This is a genomic window from Croceicoccus marinus (assembly GCF_001661675.2).
Classification (GTDB): domain Bacteria; phylum Pseudomonadota; class Alphaproteobacteria; order Sphingomonadales; family Sphingomonadaceae; genus Croceicoccus; species Croceicoccus marinus.
Genome location: NZ_CP019602.1, coordinates 2,091,411 through 2,114,593, shown reverse-complemented (window position 1 = coordinate 2,114,593; position 23,183 = coordinate 2,091,411). Strand labels below are relative to the sequence as shown.

At 65.8% G+C, this 23,183-nt stretch carries 22 protein-coding genes; 13 read left to right on the top strand and 9 right to left on the bottom strand.

Going from position 1 to position 23,183, the window contains the following annotated elements; translation table 11 throughout:
- Positions 1 to 77 precede the first annotated feature (77 nt).
- The 3 genes from A9D14_RS10125 to A9D14_RS10115 all read right to left on the bottom strand — a co-directional run bounded on the left by A9D14_RS10125 (position 78) and on the right by A9D14_RS10115 (position 2,923).
- Entirely contained in the window at positions 78 to 1,037 is a 960-nt protein-coding gene (locus tag A9D14_RS10125) for a hypothetical protein (protein WP_157668188.1), read from the bottom strand.
- Positions 1,038 to 1,382: 345 nt separating this feature from the next.
- Positions 1,383 to 2,018: a hypothetical protein gene (locus A9D14_RS10120; protein ID WP_066845917.1), complete on the bottom strand. Its 636-nt coding sequence runs from the start codon at positions 2,016 to 2,018 to the stop codon at positions 1,383 to 1,385.
- Positions 2,019 to 2,218: 200 nt separating this feature from the next.
- The gene (locus A9D14_RS10115) at positions 2,219 to 2,923 is read right to left on the bottom strand and encodes a murein L,D-transpeptidase catalytic domain family protein (protein WP_066845914.1); all 705 of its coding nucleotides are present in this window, start codon (positions 2,921 to 2,923) and stop codon (positions 2,219 to 2,221) included.
- A 120-nt stretch (positions 2,924 to 3,043) separates the two neighbouring features.
- On the opposite strand from A9D14_RS10115, the gene A9D14_RS10110 reads away from it, so the two are divergent.
- Positions 3,044 to 3,583 (top strand): hypothetical protein, encoded by a 540-nt coding sequence (locus tag A9D14_RS10110; RefSeq protein WP_066845911.1) that lies wholly within the window; start codon positions 3,044 to 3,046, stop codon positions 3,581 to 3,583.
- On the opposite strand, the gene A9D14_RS10105 is transcribed toward A9D14_RS10110, so the two are convergent.
- Positions 3,580 to 3,885 (bottom strand): hypothetical protein, encoded by a 306-nt coding sequence (locus A9D14_RS10105; protein ID WP_066845908.1) that lies wholly within the window; start codon positions 3,883 to 3,885, stop codon positions 3,580 to 3,582. The genes A9D14_RS10110 and A9D14_RS10105 overlap by 4 nt on opposite strands.
- 86 nt (positions 3,886 to 3,971) lie before the next feature.
- A complete protein-coding gene (locus tag A9D14_RS10100) occupies positions 3,972 to 4,811 on the bottom strand; it encodes a metallophosphoesterase family protein (RefSeq protein ID WP_083987840.1) in 840 nt (279 codons plus the stop codon).
- Positions 4,812 to 5,053: 242 nt separating this feature from the next.
- On the opposite strand from A9D14_RS10100, the gene A9D14_RS10095 reads away from it, so the two are divergent.
- Positions 5,054 to 5,911, top strand: coding sequence for an outer membrane protein assembly factor BamD (locus A9D14_RS10095; RefSeq protein ID WP_083987839.1), 858 nt, complete (start codon positions 5,054 to 5,056; stop codon positions 5,909 to 5,911).
- Between the two features lie 37 nt (positions 5,912 to 5,948).
- Here the strand turns inward: A9D14_RS10095 and A9D14_RS10090 are convergent, their stop codons facing one another.
- Positions 5,949 to 6,734 carry a glutaredoxin family protein gene (locus tag A9D14_RS10090; RefSeq protein WP_083987838.1) on the bottom strand — a complete coding sequence of 262 codons (786 nt, stop codon included), beginning with the start codon at positions 6,732 to 6,734 and terminating at the stop codon, positions 5,949 to 5,951.
- A gap of 124 nt (positions 6,735 to 6,858) precedes the next feature.
- Here A9D14_RS10090 and A9D14_RS10085 point away from each other — a divergent pair, with 124 nt between their 5' ends.
- Genes A9D14_RS10085 through A9D14_RS10075 form a run of 3 tightly spaced genes read left to right on the top strand, consistent with a single transcriptional unit; the run spans position 6,859 to position 8,479 of the window.
- On the top strand, positions 6,859 to 7,338 hold the full coding sequence (locus A9D14_RS10085; RefSeq protein WP_066848855.1) for a glutathione peroxidase: 480 nt from the start codon (positions 6,859 to 6,861) through the stop codon (positions 7,336 to 7,338).
- A gap of 58 nt (positions 7,339 to 7,396) precedes the next feature.
- Complete coding sequence (locus A9D14_RS10080) at positions 7,397 to 7,825, top strand: energy transducer TonB (RefSeq protein WP_066845902.1); 429 nt, start codon at positions 7,397 to 7,399, stop codon at positions 7,823 to 7,825.
- Between the two features lie 30 nt (positions 7,826 to 7,855).
- Entirely contained in the window at positions 7,856 to 8,479 is a 624-nt protein-coding gene (locus tag A9D14_RS10075; protein WP_332459768.1) for a twin-arginine translocation pathway signal protein, read from the top strand.
- Between the two features lie 78 nt (positions 8,480 to 8,557).
- Here the strand turns inward: A9D14_RS10075 and A9D14_RS10070 are convergent, their stop codons facing one another.
- The gene (locus A9D14_RS10070) at positions 8,558 to 9,217 is read right to left on the bottom strand and encodes a hypothetical protein (protein ID WP_066845897.1); all 660 of its coding nucleotides are present in this window, start codon (positions 9,215 to 9,217) and stop codon (positions 8,558 to 8,560) included.
- A 189-nt stretch (positions 9,218 to 9,406) separates the two neighbouring features.
- Positions 9,407 to 10,588 carry an acetyl-CoA C-acyltransferase family protein gene (locus A9D14_RS10065; protein ID WP_066845896.1) on the bottom strand — a complete coding sequence of 394 codons (1,182 nt, stop codon included), beginning with the start codon at positions 10,586 to 10,588 and terminating at the stop codon, positions 9,407 to 9,409.
- A 299-nt stretch (positions 10,589 to 10,887) separates the two neighbouring features.
- Here A9D14_RS10065 and nadB point away from each other — a divergent pair, with 299 nt between their 5' ends.
- The 3 genes from nadB to A9D14_RS10050 all read left to right on the top strand — a co-directional run bounded on the left by nadB (position 10,888) and on the right by A9D14_RS10050 (position 14,812).
- Positions 10,888 to 12,504 (top strand): L-aspartate oxidase, encoded by a 1,617-nt coding sequence (nadB, locus tag A9D14_RS10060; RefSeq protein ID WP_066845887.1) that lies wholly within the window; start codon positions 10,888 to 10,890, stop codon positions 12,502 to 12,504.
- Between the two features lie 260 nt (positions 12,505 to 12,764).
- The gene (locus A9D14_RS10055; RefSeq protein ID WP_066845884.1) at positions 12,765 to 14,285 is read left to right on the top strand and encodes a PhoX family protein; all 1,521 of its coding nucleotides are present in this window, start codon (positions 12,765 to 12,767) and stop codon (positions 14,283 to 14,285) included.
- A complete protein-coding gene (locus A9D14_RS10050; protein ID WP_066845881.1) occupies positions 14,282 to 14,812 on the top strand; it encodes a hypothetical protein in 531 nt (176 codons plus the stop codon). The genes A9D14_RS10055 and A9D14_RS10050 overlap by 4 nt, the downstream gene beginning before the upstream one ends.
- 31 nt (positions 14,813 to 14,843) lie before the next feature.
- Here the strand turns inward: A9D14_RS10050 and A9D14_RS10045 are convergent, their stop codons facing one another.
- Positions 14,844 to 15,080, bottom strand: coding sequence for a GlsB/YeaQ/YmgE family stress response membrane protein (locus tag A9D14_RS10045; protein WP_066845878.1), 237 nt, complete (start codon positions 15,078 to 15,080; stop codon positions 14,844 to 14,846).
- A gap of 626 nt (positions 15,081 to 15,706) precedes the next feature.
- Between A9D14_RS10045 and A9D14_RS10040 the strand changes: the two genes are divergently transcribed.
- The 5 genes from A9D14_RS10040 to A9D14_RS10020 all read left to right on the top strand — a co-directional run bounded on the left by A9D14_RS10040 (position 15,707) and on the right by A9D14_RS10020 (position 23,127).
- Positions 15,707 to 17,554, top strand: coding sequence for a ribonucleoside-diphosphate reductase subunit alpha (locus A9D14_RS10040; RefSeq protein WP_415877355.1), 1,848 nt, complete (start codon positions 15,707 to 15,709; stop codon positions 17,552 to 17,554).
- Between the two features lie 124 nt (positions 17,555 to 17,678).
- Positions 17,679 to 18,950, top strand: a complete 1,272-nt coding sequence (locus tag A9D14_RS10035; RefSeq protein WP_063511309.1) for a tyrosine-type recombinase/integrase — start codon at positions 17,679 to 17,681, stop codon at positions 18,948 to 18,950.
- 199 nt (positions 18,951 to 19,149) lie between these two features.
- Positions 19,150 to 20,661: a hypothetical protein gene (locus A9D14_RS10030; RefSeq protein WP_063511310.1), complete on the top strand. Its 1,512-nt coding sequence runs from the start codon at positions 19,150 to 19,152 to the stop codon at positions 20,659 to 20,661.
- Positions 20,658 to 22,655 carry a hypothetical protein gene (locus A9D14_RS10025; RefSeq protein WP_066845871.1) on the top strand — a complete coding sequence of 666 codons (1,998 nt, stop codon included), beginning with the start codon at positions 20,658 to 20,660 and terminating at the stop codon, positions 22,653 to 22,655. Before A9D14_RS10030 ends, A9D14_RS10025 begins: the two co-directional genes overlap by 4 nt.
- Positions 22,642 to 23,127, top strand: coding sequence for a hypothetical protein (locus A9D14_RS10020; protein WP_063505983.1), 486 nt, complete (start codon positions 22,642 to 22,644; stop codon positions 23,125 to 23,127). Before A9D14_RS10025 ends, A9D14_RS10020 begins: the two co-directional genes overlap by 14 nt.
- Positions 23,128 to 23,183 lie beyond the last annotated feature (56 nt).

Genomic DNA, 23,183 nt, shown 5'->3' with positions numbered 1-23,183 from the left:
TCGACAAGGGGCGCCAGTTCGACAAGGGGGCGCCAGTGCGACAAGGGGCGCCGCCGGTCCGGCAGCGCCCCGCATCGTCACGCGCGCCGTTCGGCGGCAGCCCGTTGATGACGCTCTATCGCGATCAGCAGGAAGAAGAACATGATGGCCAGGAAGCCGCCGGCGATCTTGATCGCCAGCCCCAGCGCCTGCGAGCCTTCCTCGTTGTCCATCAGTATGTCGCTGCGTTCGTTGCCCGCTTTTTGTTCCGCCTGTTCGGTTCGCTCGACCAGGGTCCGGATGTAATTGTCCTGATAGGTGCCGAACAGGTCCTGGTAACCGAACACGCCGTCGGGAAGCTCCATCGACACCTCGGTGGCGGTATAGGGGACGGTCCGCGTGTCATAGCTGATGCATTCGTCCATGTAATAGCCGTAGTAGTCGCAGTAACGCTCGGTACGGTACTTGGTGACCTCGGTCTCGACCCGCTTCTTCGTCGCGGCCTTGTATGCCGCAAGCCGCTTCTGCGTCACCTCGAGCTGGGCGGCGGCCTGCATCGCGGCAAAAAGGCCTTCCAGCCGCGTGCGATCGGTGCCCAGCGAAAGGTCTCCGCCATCGATCTGCTCGATCCGCAGGTCGGTCTGGACGAACATGTCGTCGAAGTCGGCCTTGGCCAGCACCTTGTCGTCGGCCTGCCTGAAGCGTTCGAACCGCGTCTGGTAGAGCGCGTAATATTTGTCGAGGAAGCTGCCGTAATAGCGCCGGACCGCTTCGAGGTCGTCGGCAGCAGCGTCCGGCTCCGTCTCCCCCTCCGCAGTCTCGACCGGCAATGCCGCGATTTCATCCGGACTGACCGAAACTTCCGCGACCTCGACGCTGTCGGCGTCCTTCGAAATGCCCCACAGGCCCGAAACGCCGAGCCACAGGGCATAGCCGAGCAGGATGGTCGCGATCCCAAGTGTCGCGATCCGCAGCCCGGCCAGATATATCCGCTCCAGTCTTGCGAGAGGATTTTGCTGTCCCTCTCCCAAGGCCAGGTCATCATCAAGACTATTCAAGGTGCCCTCCGTTTCCAAATTCACGATCCCCAATTCACCAGGTCACCAGATCGGTGGCGAGGCGCGATCAGTTAGTGACATTCGTCGGCGGGCAGCAGTTCAATCTGATCCGATACGGAGCGATCCCGGCTTGTGGTCTTCGGGTGGCGGGAAACGGGGCGGGAAACGGGGCGGGAAGCGGGGCGGGAAGCGGGGCGGCGCATTTCGGTGCGCTGCGGCAGGATCTTGCCGCCTGCGCGCAGGGCCTGTCGCGGTTCGCCCGCCCCCGGCCCCGCGCCCCCGTTCGGCCTCCCGCCCCCGTTCGGCCTCCCGCCCTCATTCGGCCCCGCGCCCCCGTTCGGGCCGTCAGGGATGATCGCTGCGCGATGCTTGCGGCAATGCGCTGGCGTCATGGGTCATCCTCTCGCGCACAGCGTCGAGCTTGCGGTTAATGCTGTCGATCAGCTCCGCCTCGCGGCGTTCGTCCTTTTCCGCCTGTTCGGCTTCCCATTCGGCGCGCCATTCGCGTTTCAGCCGGGCGAGCATCGCGGCGTCCACCGCGCTGAGCGCCTTGGCCCCGTCGGCGGCGAAGCGTTCGGGCGCGCGGTTGCGTAGCAGGAACATCAGCAGCCGGTCGTTATAGACGCGCCGCGTGCCGACGATCTGGCCGAAGTGATAGACGGGCACCTCCACGCCGTGGATCGCGCGTTCCATCGCGGCATCCTCCAATCGCTGGACGCCAAGCGCCAGCGCGGCTTCCCAGGCCTTGCGGAACTCCTCGCCATGCTTGTGGCGGCGCAGCAGATAGGCGCCCTCGGGCGTCATGTTCACCGCATGGGCGGCGCGCTTGACGCTACCGCTGTCGGCCAGCGCCTCGATAAAGCGGCGCTGGCGTTCGGGCGTCCAGCCGTCGTGGCGCTTGTAATGGCGCGGGACGGGGGTGAATTCGGGCAGGGTGCCGCGAACCGCGGGCAGCGGGGGGCGGGATTTGTCGATGGTCATCGCGGACGCTCCGTAAAGCAGGGCGCAACCGGATGGGCGAGAACGAGAGAGTAGGAAAATAAATTGACCGCCCCGCGCGCAAGGCGCAGGCCGAAGCCCGAAGCGAGCCGTTCGGCGCCAGGGCTGCGGCTTTGCCGCGGCCCCGGCACGGCCGCTAAGATCAGGCCAGGACCGTAAAGATCAGGTCAGGACCCCGAAGATCAGGTCAGGAACGATGCCCCAGCGCCCGCGTCCATCTTGCGGGCATAGATCAGCCGTCCTTCGCCCAGATGCGCGAACACCGTGTCGAGGTCGGCGAAGGGAAAGGCGAAGCAGCCCTGGCTGCGGCCCAGCTTGCCGTGCTGTTCGACCATATCGGGTTCGGCATACCAGGCGCTGTGGACCACGATGGCACGGTCCATCGCATTGTCGTTGGTCGGGTCCAGCCCGACCAGCCGCTGCGAACGTCCGTGCTTGCCGGTGTAGTATTGCGCGGTCGCATAGGCACCCTCGCTGGTGGCGTTGGAGCCGGGGCGGTTGGAGAAGCGTTCCAGCCAGCCGCTATAGGCCGGGTCGGACCCGCTGCCGTGCGAGACGAGCAGCGAGCGCGTCTGCCCGCTGGACAGGTCGACAAGGTGGAAACGCGGCTGCGAGGAATGGGCGCCGAAATCGACGATGCCGATGCGGTCGCGCTTGAGCCGCGCGCCGTGCCGGTCGAGCGCATCCATTGCGGATACGAACAGGTCGGGGCGCACGCCGCTGCTGCGGACGAGGTCGGGCGCAAGCGGCTGGACCACCGGCTTCGACACCATGCTGGATCCTGCCGGGCCGGGTCCCACGGCACCGGATTTCGCCCGCGCCATCGTGGCGGAGGTGGCGAGCAGCGTAGAGGCGGAAGCGACGAAATTGCGGCGACTGAAGTTCATGGGTGCGATAAATAGCCTATGGGTGCGGGCAAGGTCTTGGGGAAATTCTGGCGAAAACGATCATTGTCTTGTGGGGCTGCCCGGATTTGCGGCCTGGAGGCGCGAAGGACCCGGCTATAGATGAATACCAGGCACGAAAAGCCCGTCACGACCGAGCGTTACCGGGCAGCGGTGGCGCGGATCGTCGCGGCGATCCGCGGGCGCGAGGGGCTGTCGGACCGGCAGCTGGCGCAGCGGCTGGACTGTTCGGCGGGGACGATCCGCAATGCGCGGATGGAGGCGACTTCGCTGGATCCGGCGATCCTGATCCGGATCGAGCAGGCGTTCGGTCCCGGCGCGATCGATCCGCTGCTGGCGCTGGCGCAGGTGCGCTGCCTGCCGCTGGGGCAGGGCGGGGAAGGGAGTGGCGCGCCCGCGCTGGCGATCGTCGAGGCGCTGCACGGCGTGGTGGAGATGCAGGCCGCCAGCAGCGAGGCCGGGCGGCGCGTCACCACCCATGAACTGCGCCAGATCCTGCCCGAACTGCGCGCGGGGCGGGCGGCGCTGGACACGCTGATCGCGCGGGCGAGCGGTGAGGGCGCGGCTAGCGGTGAGGGCGGGCCCAGCGGTGAGGGCGCGGCCAGCGGTGGGGGCGGGGCCAGCGAGGAGGGCGGGGCCTAGATCCCCAGCACGTTGGCAAGATTGCCGAAATCCTCGGCCAGCGTACTGCCCCGCAGGATCAGCGACAAGGCCAGCACGACCTGCAGCACCACGATGGCGAGCAGGTAATACTTGATGTCGTCCCGCCAGTTTTCGGCGGGCTGCCACAGGCGCTCAACCTCGGGCTTGCGCCACCAGTCGTGCAGCCAGGCCACGGGCGATTGCTTCCCGTCCCGGTCCATCAGGATCGAGGCGAGATCGTCGTCGAGCGCGTCGTCGTGGAACGCGTCCAGACGGCGCGGCCGCTTGGGGCCTAGCTCCATCGTTTCACTTCCAACGCGGGCCTCCGGGGCTCGGGAAGAACTGTGCCGCGGGCCGGGGCATGGTCCGGACCGCTGCGAAATCCCGGTCAGTCGCCGGTTTTCGCCAGCTCCCGCACCGGATCGTAATCGTCGGCCTGCCCCCGCGACCGGGACGGGTCGGTGGTGGAGAAGATCCACCCTTCGCCCGCTTCCAGCCCCACGGCGGTCAGCTGACCCGTGTAATAGGCGCCGGTATCGATGCCGATGCGGTGATCGGTGATGCCCGGCCTGCCTTCGAACACGGTATGCCCATGTACCACGATAATGCCGCCGAAGTCCCCAGTGGAATTGAGGAACTCGTCGCGGATCCAAAGCATGTCGTCCTCTTCCTGCTCTTTCAGCGGGATGCCGGGGCGGATCCCGGCGTGGACGAACAAATAGTTCATGGCGCGCAGCGATATGGGCAGCGAATCGACCCAGTCCAGCATGTCCTCGCCGATGCGGCGGCGGGCGTCGGCGGCCATGTCGAAGGGCTCGGGCTCGTCGATATCGGCATCGGTCATGCCGAAACTGTGCAGCGTCTCGCGCCCGCCATAGCGCAGCCACGGCTTCAGGAAGCTGAAGTCGCGGCGCAGGGCGGTGACCATCATCGCCTCGTGATTGCCCTTTAGCATGACGAAGCGGTCGGTGCTGCGCGCCAGTTCGCGGCATGCGCGCAGCAGTTCGGCCGATTGCGGGCCGCGGTCGATGACATCGCCCAGCAGCACGATGCCGGTGACCTTGGGGTCGCGCAGCCGGTTGTCGATCGCGACATCGGCGATCAGCCTGCGGAACAGGTCCAGCCGCCCGTGGATGTCGCCGATCGCGTACACGCGTTCGAACTTGGGCTGCTGGGACGATCGCGATCCTGTCAGCGAGGCCGGGAAAAGGTTCTTCATCAGGACCATGGCATTATCTTTGCACGCGGCGCGGCGAGTGCAAATAGACCGGGCGGGTTATGCGCGCTGACCCTTAGGCACCCGGCGCGCGGCCCGAAAGCGTCGCGGGCGGGCGACTTCGTAGATCGCCGGCCTGTCCCGCTGCCACATGCCGGTGCCACATGCCGGTGCCATATGCCGGTGCCATATGCGGTGGACGGACGCGCCAACTTCACTTGGCGTTCATCGCGGGCGGGGTTATAGGCCTCGGCATGACTGCCCACGACCGCGCCGCTGCGCCCCAGCGCCCCCCCCTGCGCCCCCATGCCCGTTCCGCCGCCAGCAAGCCTGGCCTGCTGCGCGCCGCGCTCGTCGCCGCGCCCGCGCTGGTGCTTGCGGCATGCGGCGGCAGCGGCGGCGGGGCCGATGCGCCCGACACCGCCTATGTCGCGCGCGATGTGGAGACGCTCTATTTCGCGGCAAAGGACCGCCTGGACCGCGGGCAGGTGCAGCAGGCCGCCGCGCTGTTCGACGAGGTCGAGCGCCAGCACCCCTATTCCGAATGGGCCCGCCGCGCCCAGCTGATGAGCGCGTTTTCCTATTACGTGGCGCGCGACTATACCTCGGCCATTCGCGCGGCGCAGCGTTTCCTGTCGATCCATCCCGGCAACAAGGACGCGCCCTATGCGCAATATCTGATCGCGCTGTCCTATTACGAGCAGATCAGCGACGTGCAGCGCGACCAGGCGATCACGCTGCAGGCCAAGCAGGCGCTGACCGAGGTGATCCGCCGCTATCCGGGCAGCGGCTATGCCGCCGACGCGCAGCTCAAGCTCGACCTGGTGAACGATCATCTGGCGGGCAAGGAGATGGCGATCGGCCGCTTCTATCAAAGCAACGGCAAGTGGCTGGCATCGACGCTGCGGTTCCGCGAGGTGACCGAGGATTACCAGACCACCAGCCACGCGGCCGAGGCGCTCTATCGCCTGACCGAAAGCTATCTTGCCATCGGCCTGCCCGAGGAAGCGAAGAAGTCCGCCGCCGTGCTGGGCCAGAACTATCCTGGCAGCGAGTGGTACGAAAAGGCCTATGAGCTGATGGAAGACAAGGCCGAAAGCTTCGTCGGCTGAAGGGGCGCGCGGGGCCCGACCCGGTCCGCGCGCGCTTCTAGCCGAGTAGCGCGCGGCCCCCCATCCACAGGCCCATCGCGATCATCGCCAGGTTCTCGGTCAGCGAGACGAAGCCCAGCGGCACGTTGGAATTGCCGCCGACGCAGGCGCATTTCAGCTCGCGCTTGTCGACATACACCGCCTTGAACACGCTGACCGCGCCGACCGTGCCGATGAACAGCGCCAGCGGGGCCGCCAGCCATATGGCCACCCCCGCGATCATCAGCACGCCCGCCAGCCCCTCCGCCCAGGGATAGAACTTGGCATAGGGGACATAGCGGCGCGCCAGCAGGTCGTAGTTCAGGAACATGGTGGAGAAGCTTTCGATGTCCTTGAGCTTCTGCAGCGCCAGCAGGCACATGGTGAAGGCGACGAACCAGCTGATCGTGCGCAGCGTGAAGATCGTGCCGAAGGCGACCAACGCCGCCGCGCAGGCCATCGCCAGCCCCATGCCGAAGATCATCAGCACCGGCGTATAGCTGGTGTCCTTGTCCGACGGCACGGTCTTGCCGAAGAAGCGGCGCAGATCGTCATAGCCGCCGATCCTCTCGCCCGCGATGAAGGTCTGCGGCGTGGTCTTCACGTCGTGCTTCGCCTTGAACGCGTCGGTTTCCTCGCGCGTGGTGAGGTGGTGGTCCTCGACCTCGTATCCCTTGCGCCTGAGCAGGTCCCTGGATTTCAGGCCATAGGGGCACAGATGACCCGGCATGACCATGCGGTACAGCCGCGCGGTCCTGCTGCCGGCGGGGCGGGGCGAGGCGGAAGACGGGTTCGGGGCATGCATGGCGGTGGTCCTGCTGGATGGCACTATGATGTGGTAACGCGGGGTCGGGGGCCAATTGTTCCCGAAAGCGGTGGACAGCGCCGTATCGGCTGCGGCAGGCTTCCCGCCGAAGAGCGAGGGCGAGATGACCGGCATATATGATTTCGAAGCGGCGAAACCCGATGGCAGTGCGGTACCGTTGGCCGAATATCGCGGCAAGGTGCTGCTGATCGTCAATACCGCCAGCAAGTGCGGGCTGACCCCGCAATACGAAGGGCTGGAGGCGCTGTACCGCGATCTGCAGGACCGCGGGCTGGTGGTGCTGGGCTTTCCCTGCAACCAGTTCGCCGGACAGGAACCGGGCAGCGCCGAGGAAATCGCCAGCTTCTGCCGGCTGACATATGACGTCACCTTTCCGATCTTCGCCAAGATCGACGTCAATGGCGACGATGCCGCGCCGCTGTACCGCTGGCTGAAGCAGCAGGCGCCCGGCGTGATCGGGACCGAGGCGATCAAGTGGAACTTCACCAAGTTCCTGGTGGACCGCGAAGGGCAGGTCGTGGACCGCTTCGCCCCCACCACCGCGCCCGCGGACCTTCGCGGCGCGATCGAGGCATTGCTGTAGCGCCGCATCCGCATACGCAGCCGCTTGCGCTTTGCGGATTTGGCGGCATGATGACGCCATGGGGTCGCAGGAAAAGTTCCTGATCGCGCTTGCGCTGATCGGCGTGACCGGCGGCGTGCTGCTTGCCGGCGGCCAGGGCCTGTCGGGCGCGGGCGCGCAGCGTGCATCGTCGGTCGACGACGCGGCGCTGAAGCAATATCCGCGCGGGCCGCTGCCGCGGACCGAACCGGCGGGATGGGTGACCGAATATCCCAGCGGGGCGCTGCAGGCACAATTGCAGGGGCGGCTGACCACGCGACTGGCGGTCGACGCGTTTGGCGAAGTGTCGAGCTGCGAAGTCATGGAATCGAGCGGCGTGGCGGCGTTCGACCAGCGCAGCTGTGCCGCTCTGGTCAGCAATGCGCGCTTCTATCCGGCGCTGGACAAGGACCAGCAGCCGGTGAAATCGGAATTCGTGCAGTCGGTCCGTTACGAGATACCCGACTGACCGGCGCCTATATTCAATGGAGGAATGGGCTTGAAACGCATCATCACTTGCATCGCGCCGGCACTGGTAATGGCACTGGCGCTGCCGGCGGGCGGCGCGGCTCCTGCCATGGCGCAGACGGTGAACGCGGATTCCGACGGGTCGGCCGAATTCGTCCCGGCCGATTTCGCGGTGCCCGAACGGGCGGAGGGCGACGGGTTCAGGCTGGTGCCGCTGGGCCCCGATCTGGTCGATGTCGATTATGCCGCCTACATGTCCTCGATCCCGCATCTGCAGCGCACGTTCAGCCGCAGCACCGGATGGCCGACCGAAGGCATCACAGCCGAGGATGCGATGCGCGACATGGAGAACGAGCAGGGCCGGTTCCAGCGCCGCGAATCCTTTGCCTATGGCGTGCTGACACAGGATGGCAGCCGCGAGCGGGGCAGCGTCTATGTCTCGCCCAGCCCGGTCGAGGGCTATGACGCGGTGGTCCGCCTGTGGGTGACCCAGGCCGAGCATGACGCGGGCTTCGATGCGCGGCTCTATGATTGGGTCCGGGGCTGGGTGGCCGCGGAATGGCCGTTCGCGAAGGTCGCCTATCCGGGGCGCGCGATCGACTGGGCGACATGGGACGCGATGGTGGCGGCCAGCGAGGCGCAGGACGCGCCCTGACGCGGCGGGGGCGGACGGATTGGGGCGGACGGACCGGGGCGGACGGACTGGGGGCCTGTTCGGGACCTTTCGGGCGGTTCAGCTTGCGGGCGGGGCTGCCGGGCGGTCGCGCAGGATGTCATGGGCCTGCGCGATCCAGGTCGCGGCCCAGATGGCGATGCCGATGAACTTGGCCCCGTCCTCGATCGACTGGTCGAGATGGTTGAAGAACAGGTCGAGTATGCCCGACACGGCCCAGAACCCGATGGTGGCGGCGATGCCGATGCTGGTGCGCAGCGGAAGTTCGATGACGCTTGTCAGCAGGATGCCGCTGGCCAGCGCGAAATAGCCCAGCATCACCAGCTTTTGCGGTATCATCAGATGCGGATAGACATGGTCGTGCAGCAGGAAGACATCGTCGATCCCCATCGCCCATGACAATAGCGCGGCGGCGCCCAGCACCGCGCCGTGGCGCGGCCGGAAGGCCAGCGTGAAGCTGAGGATGGCGGCGCAGGAAAACCAGACCACGCCGCCCAGGTTGGAAAAGGCGCCGACATAGAACGCGCCCTTCAGCACGTCCTGCGGCTCTCCGGTGAAAATGCGCCCCTCAAGCCCGGTGATCGCCATGGCGGCGGCCAGCAGGATCAGCATCGCGGCGCTGAAGCCCAGCGCGGCGGCCATCGGCGCGAAGTCGCGCCGCGTCGGCATCGTCCAGTTACGGCGCAGCAGCGGCCCGTATTTCGCAAGCAATTCCGGCATTCCCCCGCCCGGCCTCCCATCGGCTGACCGTAATTTTGCCGCTGCGTTACAATCGCGACAATGGCGATTTGGGAGGGGGCGATTTGGGAGGGGGCGATTTGGGAGGGGGACCTGAATGTGCCATCCTGGAACAGGAAAAAGGGCGGCCCCGCGGGACCGCCCTTCTTCGGCTTCAGGACAGCGAAGGGATCACACTGCTTCCCAGATGGTCGCGATGCCCTGGCCGCCGCCGATGCACATGGTGGCAAGCCCGCGCTTTGCGCCGGTGCGCTTCATTTCATAGGCGAGCTTGGTGACCAGGATCGTGCCGGTCGCGCCGATCGGGTGGCCCAGCGAGATGCCCGAACCGTTGGGGTTCACCTTCGCCGGATCGAAGCCGAGCTGGTTGGTGACCGCGCAGGCCTGCGCGGCGAACGCCTCGTTCGATTCGATGACGTCGAGGTCGTCCTTGGTCAGCCCCGCCTTGTCGAGCGCGTTCTGCGTCGCGGGGACCGGGCCGATGCCCATGTAGGCCGGGTCGACGCCCGCATGGCCATAGGAAACAAGCCGCGCGAGCGGGGTGAGCCCATGCTCCTTCACCGCCTTTTCGCTGGCCAGCACCACCGCGGCGGCGCCGTCGTTGATGCCGCTGGCATTGCCCGCGGTGACCGTGCCGCCATCCTTCTTGAACGCGGGGCGCAGGCCCGCCAGCGTTTCGGCGGTGGTGCCGGCCTTGGGATGCTCGTCGGTGTCGAACATCACGGGCTTGCGCTTCACCATGACTTCGATCGGCACGATCTCGTCCTTGAAATAGCCGGCTTCGATCGCGGCGAGCGCGCGGCGCTGGCTTTCGGCGGCGAACGCGTCCTGCTGTTCGCGGGTGATGCCGTATTTCTCGGCCACGTTCTCGGCCGTGATGCCCATGTGATAGCGGTGGAACGGATCCTGCAGCGCGCCCAGCATGCCGTCCTCAAGCTTGCCGTCGCCCATCTTCAGGCCGAAGCGCGCGCCGGGCACGAAATAGGGGGCGCGGCTCATCACCTCGGCGCCGCCGCCGACGCACAGATCGTGGTCGCCCAGCATGATGTGCTGCGCCGCCGACACGATCGACTGCATGCCCGATCCGCACAGGCGGTTCAGCGTCAGCGCCGGGGCCGCGTGCGGGATGCCCGCGTCCACCGCCGCGATGCGCGCGACATAGGCGTCGCGCGGTTCGCACGGCACGACCGAACCGACGATGGTATGCTCGATCAGCTCGGGGCTGACGCCGGCGCGTTCCAGCGCGGCCTTGATGGTCTGCGAACAGAGCTCGCCCGGCTTTTCATTGCTCAGCGCTCCGCCGAAAGTGCCGATCGCGGTGCGCGCGGCGGAGACGAGATAGACGTCGGTCATGATGCATCCTCTTAGGCGTTGGCCGGGGCACCGGCCGGGAAATGGCGGCGGCACCCCGCCGCGCAGGGCGGCGGGGCGGCCGGGTGCATGTGGGATTAGCACACGTGCTTTGCCAGTCCAGCGGCGGAGCGTCTATCATTTGGGTTAGGGCAAGCGGGGGCTTTCGCCGCTGCGGCGACGCCGCGGGGCCGCAGCGCGCCTGCGAAACACTTGCCTGTGGGGGCACGCCGGTGGCAAGGCGGCGGCCCACAAGGGCGGCACGCAGGACCGCCCCGACCGACGAGGATTTCCCAGCAGCCATGGCGACCAAGCAGACCCGATCACATGCCAAAGACCCCGGGCGGCACGACGTCATCATCATCGGTTCGGGGGCGGCGGGATTGTCGGCGGCGCTGGTGCTGGCCGAACGGCTGAAGGTGCTGGTGCTGGCCAAGGGCACGCTGCAATCGGGATCGACCGCCTGGGCGCAGGGCGGCATCGCGGCGGTGCTGGACGCGGGCGACACGTTCGACGATCACATCCGCGACACGATGATCGCGGGCGCGGGGCTCAACCGGCGCGAGACGGTGGAATTCGTGATCGAACGCGCGCCCGAATCGATCGAGCGGCTGATCGCGATGGGCGTCCCCTTCAACCGCGAGGAGGGCGAGATACACCTGACGCGCGAGGGCGGCCATTCGCATCGCCGCATCGTCCATGTGAACGACGCGACCGGCTGGGCGGTGCAGGCCGCGCTGCTGAAGGCGGCGGAGGAGAACCCCAACATCACCCTGCTGCCGGGGCGGGCCTGCATCGACCTGATCACCGGTCGGCACGAGGAGAAATATTCGGGATCGGGCCGCGTCTGGGGCGTCTATGCGATGGACCAGGACACGGGCGAGGTCGAAACCCATGTGGCGCGCGCCACGATCATGGCGGCGGGCGGGGCGGGGCGCGTCTATCAGTTCAGCACCGCGCCGCGCGGCGCGACCGGCGACGGCATCGCGATGGCCTGGCGCGCGGGGGCGCGGGTGTCGAACATGGAGATGATGCAGTTCCACCCGACCTGCCTCTACAACCTCGACGTCAAGAACTTCCTGATCACCGAGGCGGTGCGCGGCGAGGGCGGGCGGCTGATCAACCCGCGCAGCGGCAAGCGCTTCATGGAAGCCTATGACCCCGAACGCATGGAACTGGCCCCACGCGACATCGTCGCCCGCGCCATCGACAGCGAGATAAAGCGCTTCGGCCTCGACTATGTCCATCTCGACATCAGCCACATGCCGGCCGAATTCGTGCGCGAACATTTCCCCACGATCCATGAAAAGCTGCTGGGTCTGGGCATCGACATGACGACGCAGCCGATCCCGGTCGTGCCCGCGCAGCATTACACCTGCGGCGGCGTGCTGATCGGTCTGGACGCGCGCACCGACCTGCCCGGCCTGTGGGCGGCGGGCGAATGCACCGAAAGCGGGCTGCACGGCGCGAACCGGCTGGCGTCCAATTCGCTGCTGGAATGTTTCGTGTTCGGCGATGCGGCGGCGCGCGACATACTGGCCTGCTGGGACGACCTCGACAGCCCGCCCGCGATCCGCGAGTGGGACGAGAGCCGCGTGTCCGAAGCCGACGAGGAAGTCGTCATCAAGCAGAACTGGACCGAGATACGCCGCTTCATGTGGAACTATGTCGGCATCGTGCGCACGACCAAGCGGCTGGAACGCGCATCGCACCGCATCGCGCTGCTGGGCCGCGAGATCGAGGATTACTATGGCAGCTTCCGCGTCACCACCGACCTGATCGAGCTGCGCAACCTGCACCAGTGCGCGGGGCTGATCGTCGACGCCGCGCTGAAGCGGCACGAGAGCCGGGGCCTGCACTACACGCTGGACTTCCCCGAGACGCTGCCCGAGGCGAGGGATACGGTGCTTGTTCCGTAAGCCGCCCGCGATTCCCTGGGTCAGCAAGCGGCCCCAGGGACCGCAAGGCCCGCCGCGAGTAGTTCGACGACAAAGCCGCGAATTTGCCGCGGCTTGACCGCAACCGACGCCCACCCCACCCCGCTCCGTTGTCACAAAATTAACGACAAGCGTCACGCGAGCATCATCATCCGGTCCGGATAGTGTCACCGACGCTGCCTAGCTTCGCGGCCATCGAATCGCAGTCGGAAATCCCTGACTACATTGATGGAGTGAGTGACATGCAGAATGGCGTGGTGAACAGGCGTGCAATCCTTCGGGGCGGCGCCCAGGTGGGAGCCATCACGGCCCTTGGCGGCGTATTGGGCGGGCTGATGACACGGCAGGCGCTGGCCGCGGGATCGATGGGCCAGCTGGAACCGGCGGTCAGCCCCTATGGCCCGCTGTTTGCGGCAAAGGACCAGGAAACCGGCCTCGAACTGCTGAAACTGCCGCGCGGCTTCACCTATCGCAGCTATAGCTGGCAGGGCGACCTGATGACCGACGGCAGCCGCGTGCGCGGCGTGCATGACGGCATGGGCGTCGTGATGGCGGGCGGCAAGGGCGGCCAGGACGCGTTCCTGATCCGCAACCACGAACTGCGCGGCGTCACGGCAGAGCTTCTGCCCGCGAAGGGGATCTACGACGGCAACCGGCAGTCGGGCGGCTATGTCGGCGGCGGCTGCGACGTGCTGCGCGTGCGCAACGGCAAGCTGGTGGAGCATTACCAGACGCTGGGCGGTACCAGCACGAACTGCGCGGGCGGCGTGACCCCCTGGGGCAGCTGGATCACCTGCGAGGAGACGACCTATGACGGCACCTCGGCGGGCGGCAAGAAGCATGGCTATGCGTTCGAATGTTCGGTGAACCCGAACGAGACGACCGGCGAGCCGATCGTCGGCATGGGCCGCTTCGCGCATGAGGCGGTCGCGGTCGATCCGGCGACGGGCTATGTCTATGAGACCGAGGATGCGCGCAATCGTTCGGGCTTCTATCGCTATAAGCCGGTCAACACCTCGGGCCGCTATGGCTCGCTGGCGCAGGGCGGCCAGCTGCAGGCGGCCAAGGTCTCCGGCGTCGCGGGCGCAAAGCTGCTGGCGCTGGGCGGCGCGAATGCGGTCGATCACGTCGGCCAGACGCTCGACATCGAATGGATCGACCTGGACGAACCCGATGCGGCGCCCGTCGGCAATGTCGGCTCCGGCCCGTTTGCCGAGGCGCTGAGCAAGGGCTGCCTGACCATGAGCCGGGGCGAGGGCATCTGGCACCACGGCGACAGCATCGCGGTGGTCGACACCAGCTTCGGACGCGACAGCAACGGTTCGGACGGGCGCGGCCTGGGCGCGGTGTGGGTCTATACGCCCAGCATCTCGAACCCGGAACGCGGCACGATGACGCTGCTTTATGCGGCGGCTGCACGGGTCGCGGGCAATAATCCCGACAATCTCACGATCTCGCCGCGCGGCGGCATCGTGACCTGCGACGACGGCGCCGAGGTCGAGGACGCCTATGGCGCGGGCCAGCGGCTGATGGGCTATAATGCCGAAGGCGCCGCCTATATCCTGGCCAAGAGCAATGTCGTGATCGAGAATGCCGACATCGCGCGCATGGGCCGCACCGGCCAGTTCCCGGCGGACGATTATCGCGGTTCCGAATTCTGCGGCGCGTGTTTCGATCCCGCCGGCGACACTTTGTTCGTGAACGTGCAGTCGCCGGGCATCACCTTTGCGATCCGCGGCCCCTGGGCGAAGGGCAACCTTTGACCCCGCATCGGTCCGCAGCGGCACTTGCCCGGTCGGCGCAGGGGGGAAGCCCCCTGCGTCTGGCCGGGCTGGCGCTGGTCGCCATCCTGGCGCTGGTCGCGGCGATCGCGGCGCTGAACGCCCTGCTGGGGGGCGGCGACGAGATGGCGGGCGAGGGCGGCTATGTCGTCCTGCCCACCGGCCGGCAGGCGGGGCCGGGGCAGGGGCAGGGGCAGGCGCAGGCCTATGAGGCGGCGAGCGGCTATGCCGCCGCCACGCGCGGGCTGGAGTTTGCCGATGCGCTGGATCTGCGCCCGGTTCGCGTCGGGGTGGCGGACACCGGCTATGCGATCACGGCGGACAGCGACACGGACCTGCTGGCGGGGCACAGGCTGAGGGCCGGCGACGTGCTGCTCGACATGGACGGGCGCAAGCTGGACCCCGCGCGCATCGCCGCGCTGGGCGAGGAGCTGGGCCGGCTGGACGCGGTGGAGATCACCATGGTGCGCCAGGGCGAGACGCGGCAGCGGCTGCTGACCTTCGACTGATCGCGCGGGGGGCGGTATCGCCCTAAAAGCCCTAGAAGAACAGCCGCCCGATCAGGATCAGCGCCATCGCGCCCAGTACCGAGGCGAGGCACCCGGGCCGGCTGAAATCGCGCCGCCCGCGGCTGGTCACCAGACCCGCCAGCAGCGCGCCGCCCACGCCCAGCAGGATCGTGGCGATCCAGCCGATGTCGACCTCTCCGGGATAGAACCAGCGCGCCAGCGCCCCCACGACAAGCCCGCTTACGATCGCGCCGATGATGTTGAGCATGGGTCTGTCTGCCTTTCGCCTGATTCGCGCACCCGACCTTTCCGGCGGAGCGGGTCCGATATGGAATTTTGCCTGCCCGAACCCCATATCCATGGCGCGCCCGGGGGCGCAACGAAGCGGTGGAAAAGTTTTTTAAACCGCCGCGCGGGCCTTGCACCGCCGGACCTGCAAGGGGCGCATGACGCGCATCGCGGCGAAGGCGGGTTTCGGTGGAAAACTAGCGCTTGCCTGACCAGTGCTTTGCGGCACAATCCCTAGCGGTCGGCTGATGAAGCGAACCGCTAGACCTTGTGCAGCACGTACCCGGACTTTGTACGGGGCTGCCGCTTTCTTCCGGAAACGGGCGAAAGGCACGGAACGGCGGCGCTCCCCTGCGTGCAGGGCGGCCGGAAGGGGCTTGTTTCGATGATCCGGTCATGCACGAATGCCGGGCCCGGGATGCGCCCATTGTAATTTGCGATGATGACAGGACCGGGGCGGCGACAATGGATTTCAGAAACGGTGATGCAGGCCATGATGCGGAAGTTCCGACTGGAGATGTTCAGGTGAGCAGCAGCCCGGAGAGCAGCAGTGACGTCGATACGGCTCCTGCCCTCGAGAAGGCGGGCGAGGTGCTGGCGAAAGCCATGTCGGACACGGCTGCCAGGAAGCCCCTTTCGTCGAAGGACGTGGCCGAGCGCCGCTTTGCCATCGTTACCGATGCCAGCCGCGATGCTAAGCTGACCGATTTCGGCAAGGACACGCTGGAGGACCGCTATCTTCTGCCCGGCGAATCCTATCAGGACCTGTTCGCGCGGGTCGCCGATGCCTATGCCGACGATCAGGAGCATGCGCAGCGGCTCTACGACTATATCTCGAAATTGTGGTTCATGCCCGCCACCCCCGTGCTGTCGAACGGCGGCACCGGGCGCGGCCTGCCGATCTCGTGCTATCTGAACAGCGTCGACGACAGTCTTGAGGGCATCGTCTCGACCTGGAACGAGAATGTGTGGCTCGCCTCGCGCGGGGGCGGCATCGGCACGTACTGGGGCAATGTGCGCGGGATCGGCGAGCCGGTCGGCCTCAACGGCAAGACCAGCGGGATCATTCCCTTCGTGCGGGTGATGGACAGCCTGACGCTGGCGATCTCGCAGGGTTCGCTGCGGCGCGGCTCGGCGGCCTGCTACATCGACGTGCACCATCCCGAGATCGAGGAATTCCTCGAGATCCGGACCACCACGGGCGATTTCAACCGCAAGGCGCTGAACCTGCACCACGGTGTGCTGCTGACCGACGAGTTCATGGAAGCGGTGCGCGACGGGGCCGATTTCGACCTCAAGAGCCCCAAGGACGGATCGGTGCGTTCGACGGTCAACGCACGCGCCCTTTTCCAGAAGCTGGTCGAGGTGCGGCTGCGCACCGGCGAGCCCTATTTCGTGTTCTCGGACACGGTGAACCGCATGATGCCCAAGCATCACCGCGACCTGGGGCTGAAGGTGTCGACGTCGAACCTGTGTTCGGAAATCACCCTGCCCACCGGCAAGGACCATCACGGCAAGGACCGCACCGCGGTGTGCTGCCTGTCCTCGCTCAACCTGGAAACCTGGGACGAGTGGAACGGCGACAAGCTGTTCATCGAGGACGTGCTGCGCTTCCTCGACAACGTGCTGCAGGATTACATCGACCGCGCGCCGGACGAGATGGAGAACGCCAAGTACGCCGCCGCGCGCGAGCGTTCGGTCGGCATGGGCGTGATGGGTTTCCACTCGTTCCTGCAGTCCAAGGGCATCGGCTTCGAAAGCGCGATGGCCAAGGCCATGAACCTCAAGATGTTCAAGCACATCAACGCCAAGGCGAACGAGGCGTCGATGATGCTGGCCAAGGAGCGCGGACCGTGCCCCGACGCCGAGGAAATGGGCGCGATGGAGCGCTTCAGCTGCAAGATGGCGATCGCGCCGACCGCGTCGATCAGCATCATCTGCGGCGGCACCAGCGCCTGCATCGAACCGATCCCGGCGAATATCTACACGCACAAGACGCTGTCGGGCTCGTTCGTGGTCAAGAACCCCTATCTGCAGAAGATGCTGGCCGAGAAATCCAAGGATTCGGCCAATGTCTGGAACTCGATCCTGGAACGCGGCGGGTCGGTCCAGCATCTCGACTTCCTGACGCCGGAAGAAAAGGCAGTGTTCAAGACCAGCTTCGAGATCGACCAGCGCTGGCTGCTCGAATTCGCGGCGGACCGCACGCCCTTCATCGACCAGGCGCAGAGCCTCAACCTCTTCATCCCGGCCGATGTCGACAAGTGGGACCTTCTGATGCTGCATTTCCGCGCGTGGGAGATGGGGATCAAGTCGCTCTATTACCTGCGGTCGAAGTCGGTCCAGCGCGCCGGTTTCGCGGGCGGTGTCGAGGCGGACAACACCATCGACGCGGCCAAGTACGAGCTGAACACGGGCGAGACCGATTACGAGGAATGCCTGGCTTGTCAATAGTAATGTTGTGCTGTGTCTCATTCTATGGAACAGGATGGGACCGCAGTCAATAAATGACTTGAAAAAGTGAGAAGTTGTGCCCTCATGGATCGGGAAACCCCGTTACCCATGAGGGCACACCGTCTTGCGTCTGGCTTTCGTCAATCCTGATCTTCTCGACCAAACGGTCGACGAGACCTTCATGCCGGAAGAGCTTGAACGGTTCTGGCACGAGCGGGCGGGCCCGTTGGCGAAGTCACTCTACGCCAGGATCGGGATCACCGAACGAGTCCCGTTCGTCCTCGACCAGTATTCCAATCCTCCTCAAATCCATCATCAGTCCTCTAGCGTCCTACGCAAGATGACCGAGCAGGTGGCCGGGCGGACCACCATGCGGACCTATGGTCAGCACGTCCTCAGGTTCATCGCCACGCTAGCCGAGGATGGTGGAGATCTGGCGACTGTCGATCCGGGATACCTTTCCCAATACCGGGCTCGCCGCTTGGCGAGCACGACGCCTCAAGGGAAACCACTCGACCCCGTCTCCTGGAACTCCGAGGCCGCAGCGCTGAAGACCATGTTCGATGCGGCCGTCCTCCTGCGTCTGCGCCCTGACAACCCGACCGAACATCCGGCATTGCAATGGTCCTTCAAGGGTGCCGCAGCTGCGTCCGAAGAGCCCAAGTTCATCACGCTCGACCGCTTCCGTATTTTCCGGGACGACGGTCTGATGGTGACCAGATCGCCGTTGCGCAATGCCGCCTTCGCCGAAACCATCCTGACGTCCGGCATGCGTCTCTACGAATGCAGCAGGATGCCGGCATCGGCTGTTCCCTCTCGCGCCGAAAGCACCGGTGGTCGAGCGTTCACCTATCCGGTCCCTGCGATCGATGGAAAGGGCTATCGCGCCCGGAAAGTCCCCGTCGGCATCCACGCGTTCCGTCGCCTCCAAGCATATCAGCAACTCGAGCGACTGCCGGCGCTCGAACGCAAGGGGCTTTCAGCGTCTTTAACTCCGCTCTGGATCAACCAATCCGGCGGCCTCATGGGGATCGGCGGCTGGGAAAAGGTCTTCGAGAACGCATCCGAGCGATCGGGTATCAAGGTGACGCCGCACACCCTCAGGCACACCTTCGCGGTCTACATGCTCTGCGCGCTCCTGCGTCGGCATCACGACAGCATGAAGATCAAGGACGATGTCAGACGCCTCACGGAAGGCGGTCGCGGTGACGTCTACGCTACGATCTTCGGCGACCCCCTCCGCGCCCTCCAGCGTCTCCTGGGACACAAGCACTACGAAACGACCTTCATCTACCTCGACATCCTCAGCGCAGACGATTTCGTCATCGACGAGGCACTGCGGATCTTCGAGGATACCTTGGGATCGGAGGAGGACTATCTTGACCTCATCCGCTGAGAACAGGAACGACGCGTCCGATGAAAATCTCCCGCCGAGGCGCGGGCGGCCGCGGCGGAAAGTCCCGAGTCTCGACCGTGGAGGTGTTCTCCAGTTCCCCACTCGGTCGAATCCGAAAGATTGGCGGCATCGCCATTTCGAACGCAAGAACCCCCTGAACTGGGACTTCGCTTCGCTGCGTCCCGCCCTCGGGAGGGCCATGCTCGATGCGGTCCACAGGATGTCCGGACCCGGCAAGGCCATCGCCACCGGATCGACGGCCTTGGCCTACCAGACACAGAGCAAGCCCTTTTTCCTCTGGCTGGCAGAAACGGAAAAGGACGCGCGAGGTCAGGAGCCCGGCAAGGAAGACACGATCCTCGATCCTCAGATCGTCGAGGACTTCCGCATAGCCATGGACCTGCGTGCGACGCTGGGAGAAGTCACCGGCACCACCGCCTATGCCTACAAGGCCGCGCCGCTAAGGATCCTGCGACAGCTGTATCTCGAGGACGCGGCGGTATTGGGTCCGGGTTGGCGTGACGAGGACTTCCTTCCCGGCGAGCGGATCGACGATACGAAGCCCAACGCACCCTATTCGCTCGCCGAATCACAGCGCATCATCTCCGCCTGTGCGGCCATACTGCACCGAACTCACGATAGTGGCGACCCCGGGGACAGGGCGGCCATGGAGATCGCCGCCTTCGTCATCATCGGCCTGAAGCTCGGGATCGAGCCCGAATGCCTTCCCGTGCTCACGCTGGCGAATCTCAGGACCGATGGGCGGCGCATCAAGGTGCGCTACATCAAGCGACGCGGCGGTGGCGGGAATGGATTTCGCAAGAGCCGGACCACCAACCCGAGCGACGGCAGCATCGACACTGAGGAGGAGGCCATCGCGGATGGGACCTCGTTCCGGGAAGCCGCGGGAGCCCTCGCTCTCCTGCGGGATCGAGCCAGAAAGAGGCAGGACCAGGATGGCGGAACCGACGATGCGACACCGCTGTTCACGTTCCACTGCGCCGCCGATGCCTTCAGGGCGTTCAGCGACCATCTCAACGAGAGCGGCCTGCGAGATGATCACGGCGGGCGATTGCCGATCGTCAGGAACAGGCTGCGCCCGACCTGGCGGACGCAGCGCACGATCAGGCATGGAGGCCGATTGTCAATCGACAGGTCGGACAACTCGGCCGACGTGCGCGCCAAGCACTATCTCGACAACGACCGTATCCGACCCTTTCTCGAGAATGCGGTCCTGGACGCGCAGGCGCAGGCCTGGGACCACGCGCTCTCCAGGCGGGTCATCGATCTTCCGAACGACGCATCCGAGGATCAGGTATCGGCAGCCGCACAAAAGGCCGAAGTCGCCGAGAACGACATCGCAACCGCGCTGTCCGGCGAGCAGGACCTGTGGCTCGCCAGCTGCCGCGACTTCACAAATTCCCCGTTCGACAAGCCGGGAACGCCCTGCTCAAAGGCCTTCTTCGGCTGCGTGGTCTGTCCTAACGCTCTGATAACGCGTCGATCCCTGCCCGCGATCCTCGGCTTCCGGGCGCATGTCGAGCGGCGCCGCGACGAGATGGGGTCACCCGAGTGGGAGGCCCTGTACGGCGCTGCGTGGCGTGAGATCACCCATGCCATCCTCCCCCAGTTCGACCAACGCACCGTCGCAGAGGCGGAAGCGATCGCCAGGGGGCTGGACATGCATCTCCCTCCCGAGATGCTGCAATGAACGCGCATGCCGGCCATATCCGGGCTCAAGATGAGCGCGGCCAGCGGTCGCCCCACGGCGAATCGCCCATCCTCCTGCGTCGTCCCGACCTCAAGGGACGGTTCGGCGCGATGGTCTGGGACCTGACGGAGACGGATCACCATTCCGGCCGTGTCGAATCGATCTGCCGGATCGACTGGAACGACGTCGCCGCGAACCACCCGGGCTGGCTCGCCACCTGCAAGGAACTGTGCTGGCACCGGTTGAACACGCCGCTGGCGACCCAGAAGACGATCGGCAGCTACCATGCCTCACGCGAGCAGCTGAGGATGAAGCGGTTCTTGCGTTGGCTGGACGTCAAGCACCCCGATGTCGCGGGTCCTCTGGACCTCCGCCAGCGGCACGTCCACGAATATCGCGTATGGCTGGAGAACCATGGCCCGGAAGATGCAGTCAATGCCTCCGGCGCGAATGTGCGGACGGGTTCTTCCTGCAGCCCGCAGACGGTCTGGAGCTATCTCCTCCCGATAAAGGCGCTCGACGTCTTCCGTGAACGCCTGAGTTCCCCACTGCCATTCTCTCCCTACGACGGCAACCTGACCGCAAAGATGCTGGGTGCCGGCGAGACCAGCGAGGAGAACACCACCGAACCCCTTCCGGACGAGGTCATCGCGACGCTCATCGACTGTGCGCGACGCTATATCGAGCACTATGCACCCACCGTGCTTGCGATGCGGGAAGAGATGCACGCATTCTGGGACGATGGCAGGGCCGATTTTCCCGGTTGGAAGACAAAACCCGGCCCCTGCCCCGAGACGGGCATCACCTGGATGCCGGACCGCAAGAAGGCGGCGCACCATCTCTATCGCGAGGAACTCGGCCATCTTGTCGCCGCCTGCCTCATCGTGATCCTCTACCTGTCCGGAATGAGGCCAGGGGAGGCCAGTAACCTCGATTCCGACTGCCTCGACCGTCCCGTCGACAGGGCTACCGGCCTCCGCGACCGCTGGCGCATAAGCGGCATACCGCTCAAGAAACGCGGCAAGGGCAAGGAAGGCAAGCCTCCACCCGTGGAATGGGTGGTCCCGGATATCGTCGCCCAGGCCGTGCAGATGCTGCAGAAGCTTCTGGCGCCATACCGCGCGATGCACGGGTCGGATCTGCTCATGCTGAGCAAGGATGCCTTGCGCAAGCCCAAGTCGCGAGACAGGAAGCTACAGCGTTCGTCGAAGACTGGCTATCCACTGTCCGTCACCTCCATTGGTAGCCTGGTCAACCTGTTCTACGAACGGGCGAGATGGCAGCGGGACGCGATCGCCCAGACAGACCCGAGCGTCAACCAGGCGCCCGATTATCACATCAAGCCGAGTCAGTTCAGGCGCACGCTCGCGAGGTTCATCGCGAGGCAGCCTTTCGGCATCATCGCCGGACGCCTCCAATATCATCATGTCTCGACGGCCGTCTTCGAAGGATACGCCGGCTCCATCTCCGACACCTTCGCGCTCGATGTCGAAGACGAGCGCATCCTCGCGGGCATCGACATCCTCGAGGAGATGAGGAGCGATGCCCGGGCAGGTTGGCGGGCCGGTCCGGGCGCCAGCCGCGTGCTCGCTGAATGGGAGAACGTGCGGGAAGTGGGCCTCGCATCGGCCGTGGTGGACACGTCCTCGAAAGGAGCGGTGCTCGACAACAGCGTGCGCAAGCTTGTCCAGACGGTCCATGTTGGCAGCCTGAGCTACTGCGTGTTCAACGTGAGCAACGCGCTCTGCCTGACCGAGCAGGAAAAGTCCTCACCGGGCGCATCCCCGGCGATAAGCATGTGCTCTCCGGACAAGTGCGCCAATTCGGTGATAGCGCCCTGCCACGTTCCCAAGTGGCAGGGCCTGCTCGACGAAGTCCGAAGACTAACCGGAACCGCCCGGAGCGGACCGCAGAAACAGTCACTCCGGACCGCCGCCGAGAGATACGAAGGGGTGATCGCCAAGGCACAGGGAGGTGGAAATGGAAAAGATTGACCAGACCTCCTTCGAGGAACTCAGAAAGGACAATGCGGACCGCCTTCACGAACTCGACGTGCTGGCGGGAGGAGGCGACCTTCGCGGAACGGAAACGACCGAAAGGACGATCCGGGCCGGAATCGACCGCTTCTGCCGCGGGACCACGCAGACGGACGGCTCCTGGACGGTCGTCAACCTGGTCGAGGAGACCGGCGTCCCGCGGCCGACGCTCTATCGTTACAAGCGCGAACTCGAACTCTTCCAGAATCTCGGCGCATCGGCTCCGCACGGCGGCGCGCGCGAAGAGCTGAAACGCCTACGGAGCGAATTGGCGGCAGAACGCGAGGCGGCGAAGGCGGAACGCGCGCGGCACCGCAATGCCGAAGCCGTCCTTGTGGAACGCATCCACGCACTATCCCTACTGGTGGCTTCGGCGATGGGAGAGGATTCGCTGCCGCGAATGATCGAACTCAGCAAGCCGCCCGAATAGATCGGAGCTCAGGAAATGTCGCTGGTGATGGAAAACGGGTAGGAAACGCCTATCCT

Coding starts and splice junctions, on each gene's coding strand:
- A9D14_RS10120 (WP_066845917.1), bottom strand. CDS start 2,018: ATGACCATCGACAAATCCCGCCCCCCGCTGCCCGCGGTTCGCGGCACC.
- A9D14_RS10115 (WP_066845914.1), bottom strand. CDS start 2,923: ATGAACTTCAGTCGCCGCAATTTCGTCGCTTCCGCCTCTACGCTGCTC.
- A9D14_RS10110 (WP_066845911.1), top strand. CDS start 3,044: ATGAATACCAGGCACGAAAAGCCCGTCACGACCGAGCGTTACCGGGCA.
- A9D14_RS10105 (WP_066845908.1), bottom strand. CDS start 3,885: ATGGAGCTAGGCCCCAAGCGGCCGCGCCGTCTGGACGCGTTCCACGAC.
- A9D14_RS10100 (WP_083987840.1), bottom strand. CDS start 4,811: ATGGTCCTGATGAAGAACCTTTTCCCGGCCTCGCTGACAGGATCGCGA.
- A9D14_RS10095 (WP_083987839.1), top strand. CDS start 5,054: ATGACTGCCCACGACCGCGCCGCTGCGCCCCAGCGCCCCCCCCTGCGC.
- A9D14_RS10090 (WP_083987838.1), bottom strand. CDS start 6,734: ATGCATGCCCCGAACCCGTCTTCCGCCTCGCCCCGCCCCGCCGGCAGC.
- A9D14_RS10085 (WP_066848855.1), top strand. CDS start 6,859: ATGACCGGCATATATGATTTCGAAGCGGCGAAACCCGATGGCAGTGCG.
- A9D14_RS10080 (WP_066845902.1), top strand. CDS start 7,397: ATGGGGTCGCAGGAAAAGTTCCTGATCGCGCTTGCGCTGATCGGCGTG.
- A9D14_RS10070 (WP_066845897.1), bottom strand. CDS start 9,217: ATGCCGGAATTGCTTGCGAAATACGGGCCGCTGCTGCGCCGTAACTGG.
- A9D14_RS10065 (WP_066845896.1), bottom strand. CDS start 10,588: ATGACCGACGTCTATCTCGTCTCCGCCGCGCGCACCGCGATCGGCACT.
- nadB (WP_066845887.1), top strand. CDS start 10,888: ATGGCGACCAAGCAGACCCGATCACATGCCAAAGACCCCGGGCGGCAC.
- A9D14_RS10055 (WP_066845884.1), top strand. CDS start 12,765: ATGCAGAATGGCGTGGTGAACAGGCGTGCAATCCTTCGGGGCGGCGCC.
- A9D14_RS10045 (WP_066845878.1), bottom strand. CDS start 15,080: ATGCTCAACATCATCGGCGCGATCGTAAGCGGGCTTGTCGTGGGGGCG.
- A9D14_RS10040 (WP_415877355.1), top strand. CDS start 15,707: ATGTCGGACACGGCTGCCAGGAAGCCCCTTTCGTCGAAGGACGTGGCC.
- A9D14_RS10030 (WP_063511310.1), top strand. CDS start 19,150: ATGCTCGATGCGGTCCACAGGATGTCCGGACCCGGCAAGGCCATCGCC.
- A9D14_RS10025 (WP_066845871.1), top strand. CDS start 20,658: ATGAACGCGCATGCCGGCCATATCCGGGCTCAAGATGAGCGCGGCCAG.
- A9D14_RS10020 (WP_063505983.1), top strand. CDS start 22,642: ATGGAAAAGATTGACCAGACCTCCTTCGAGGAACTCAGAAAGGACAAT.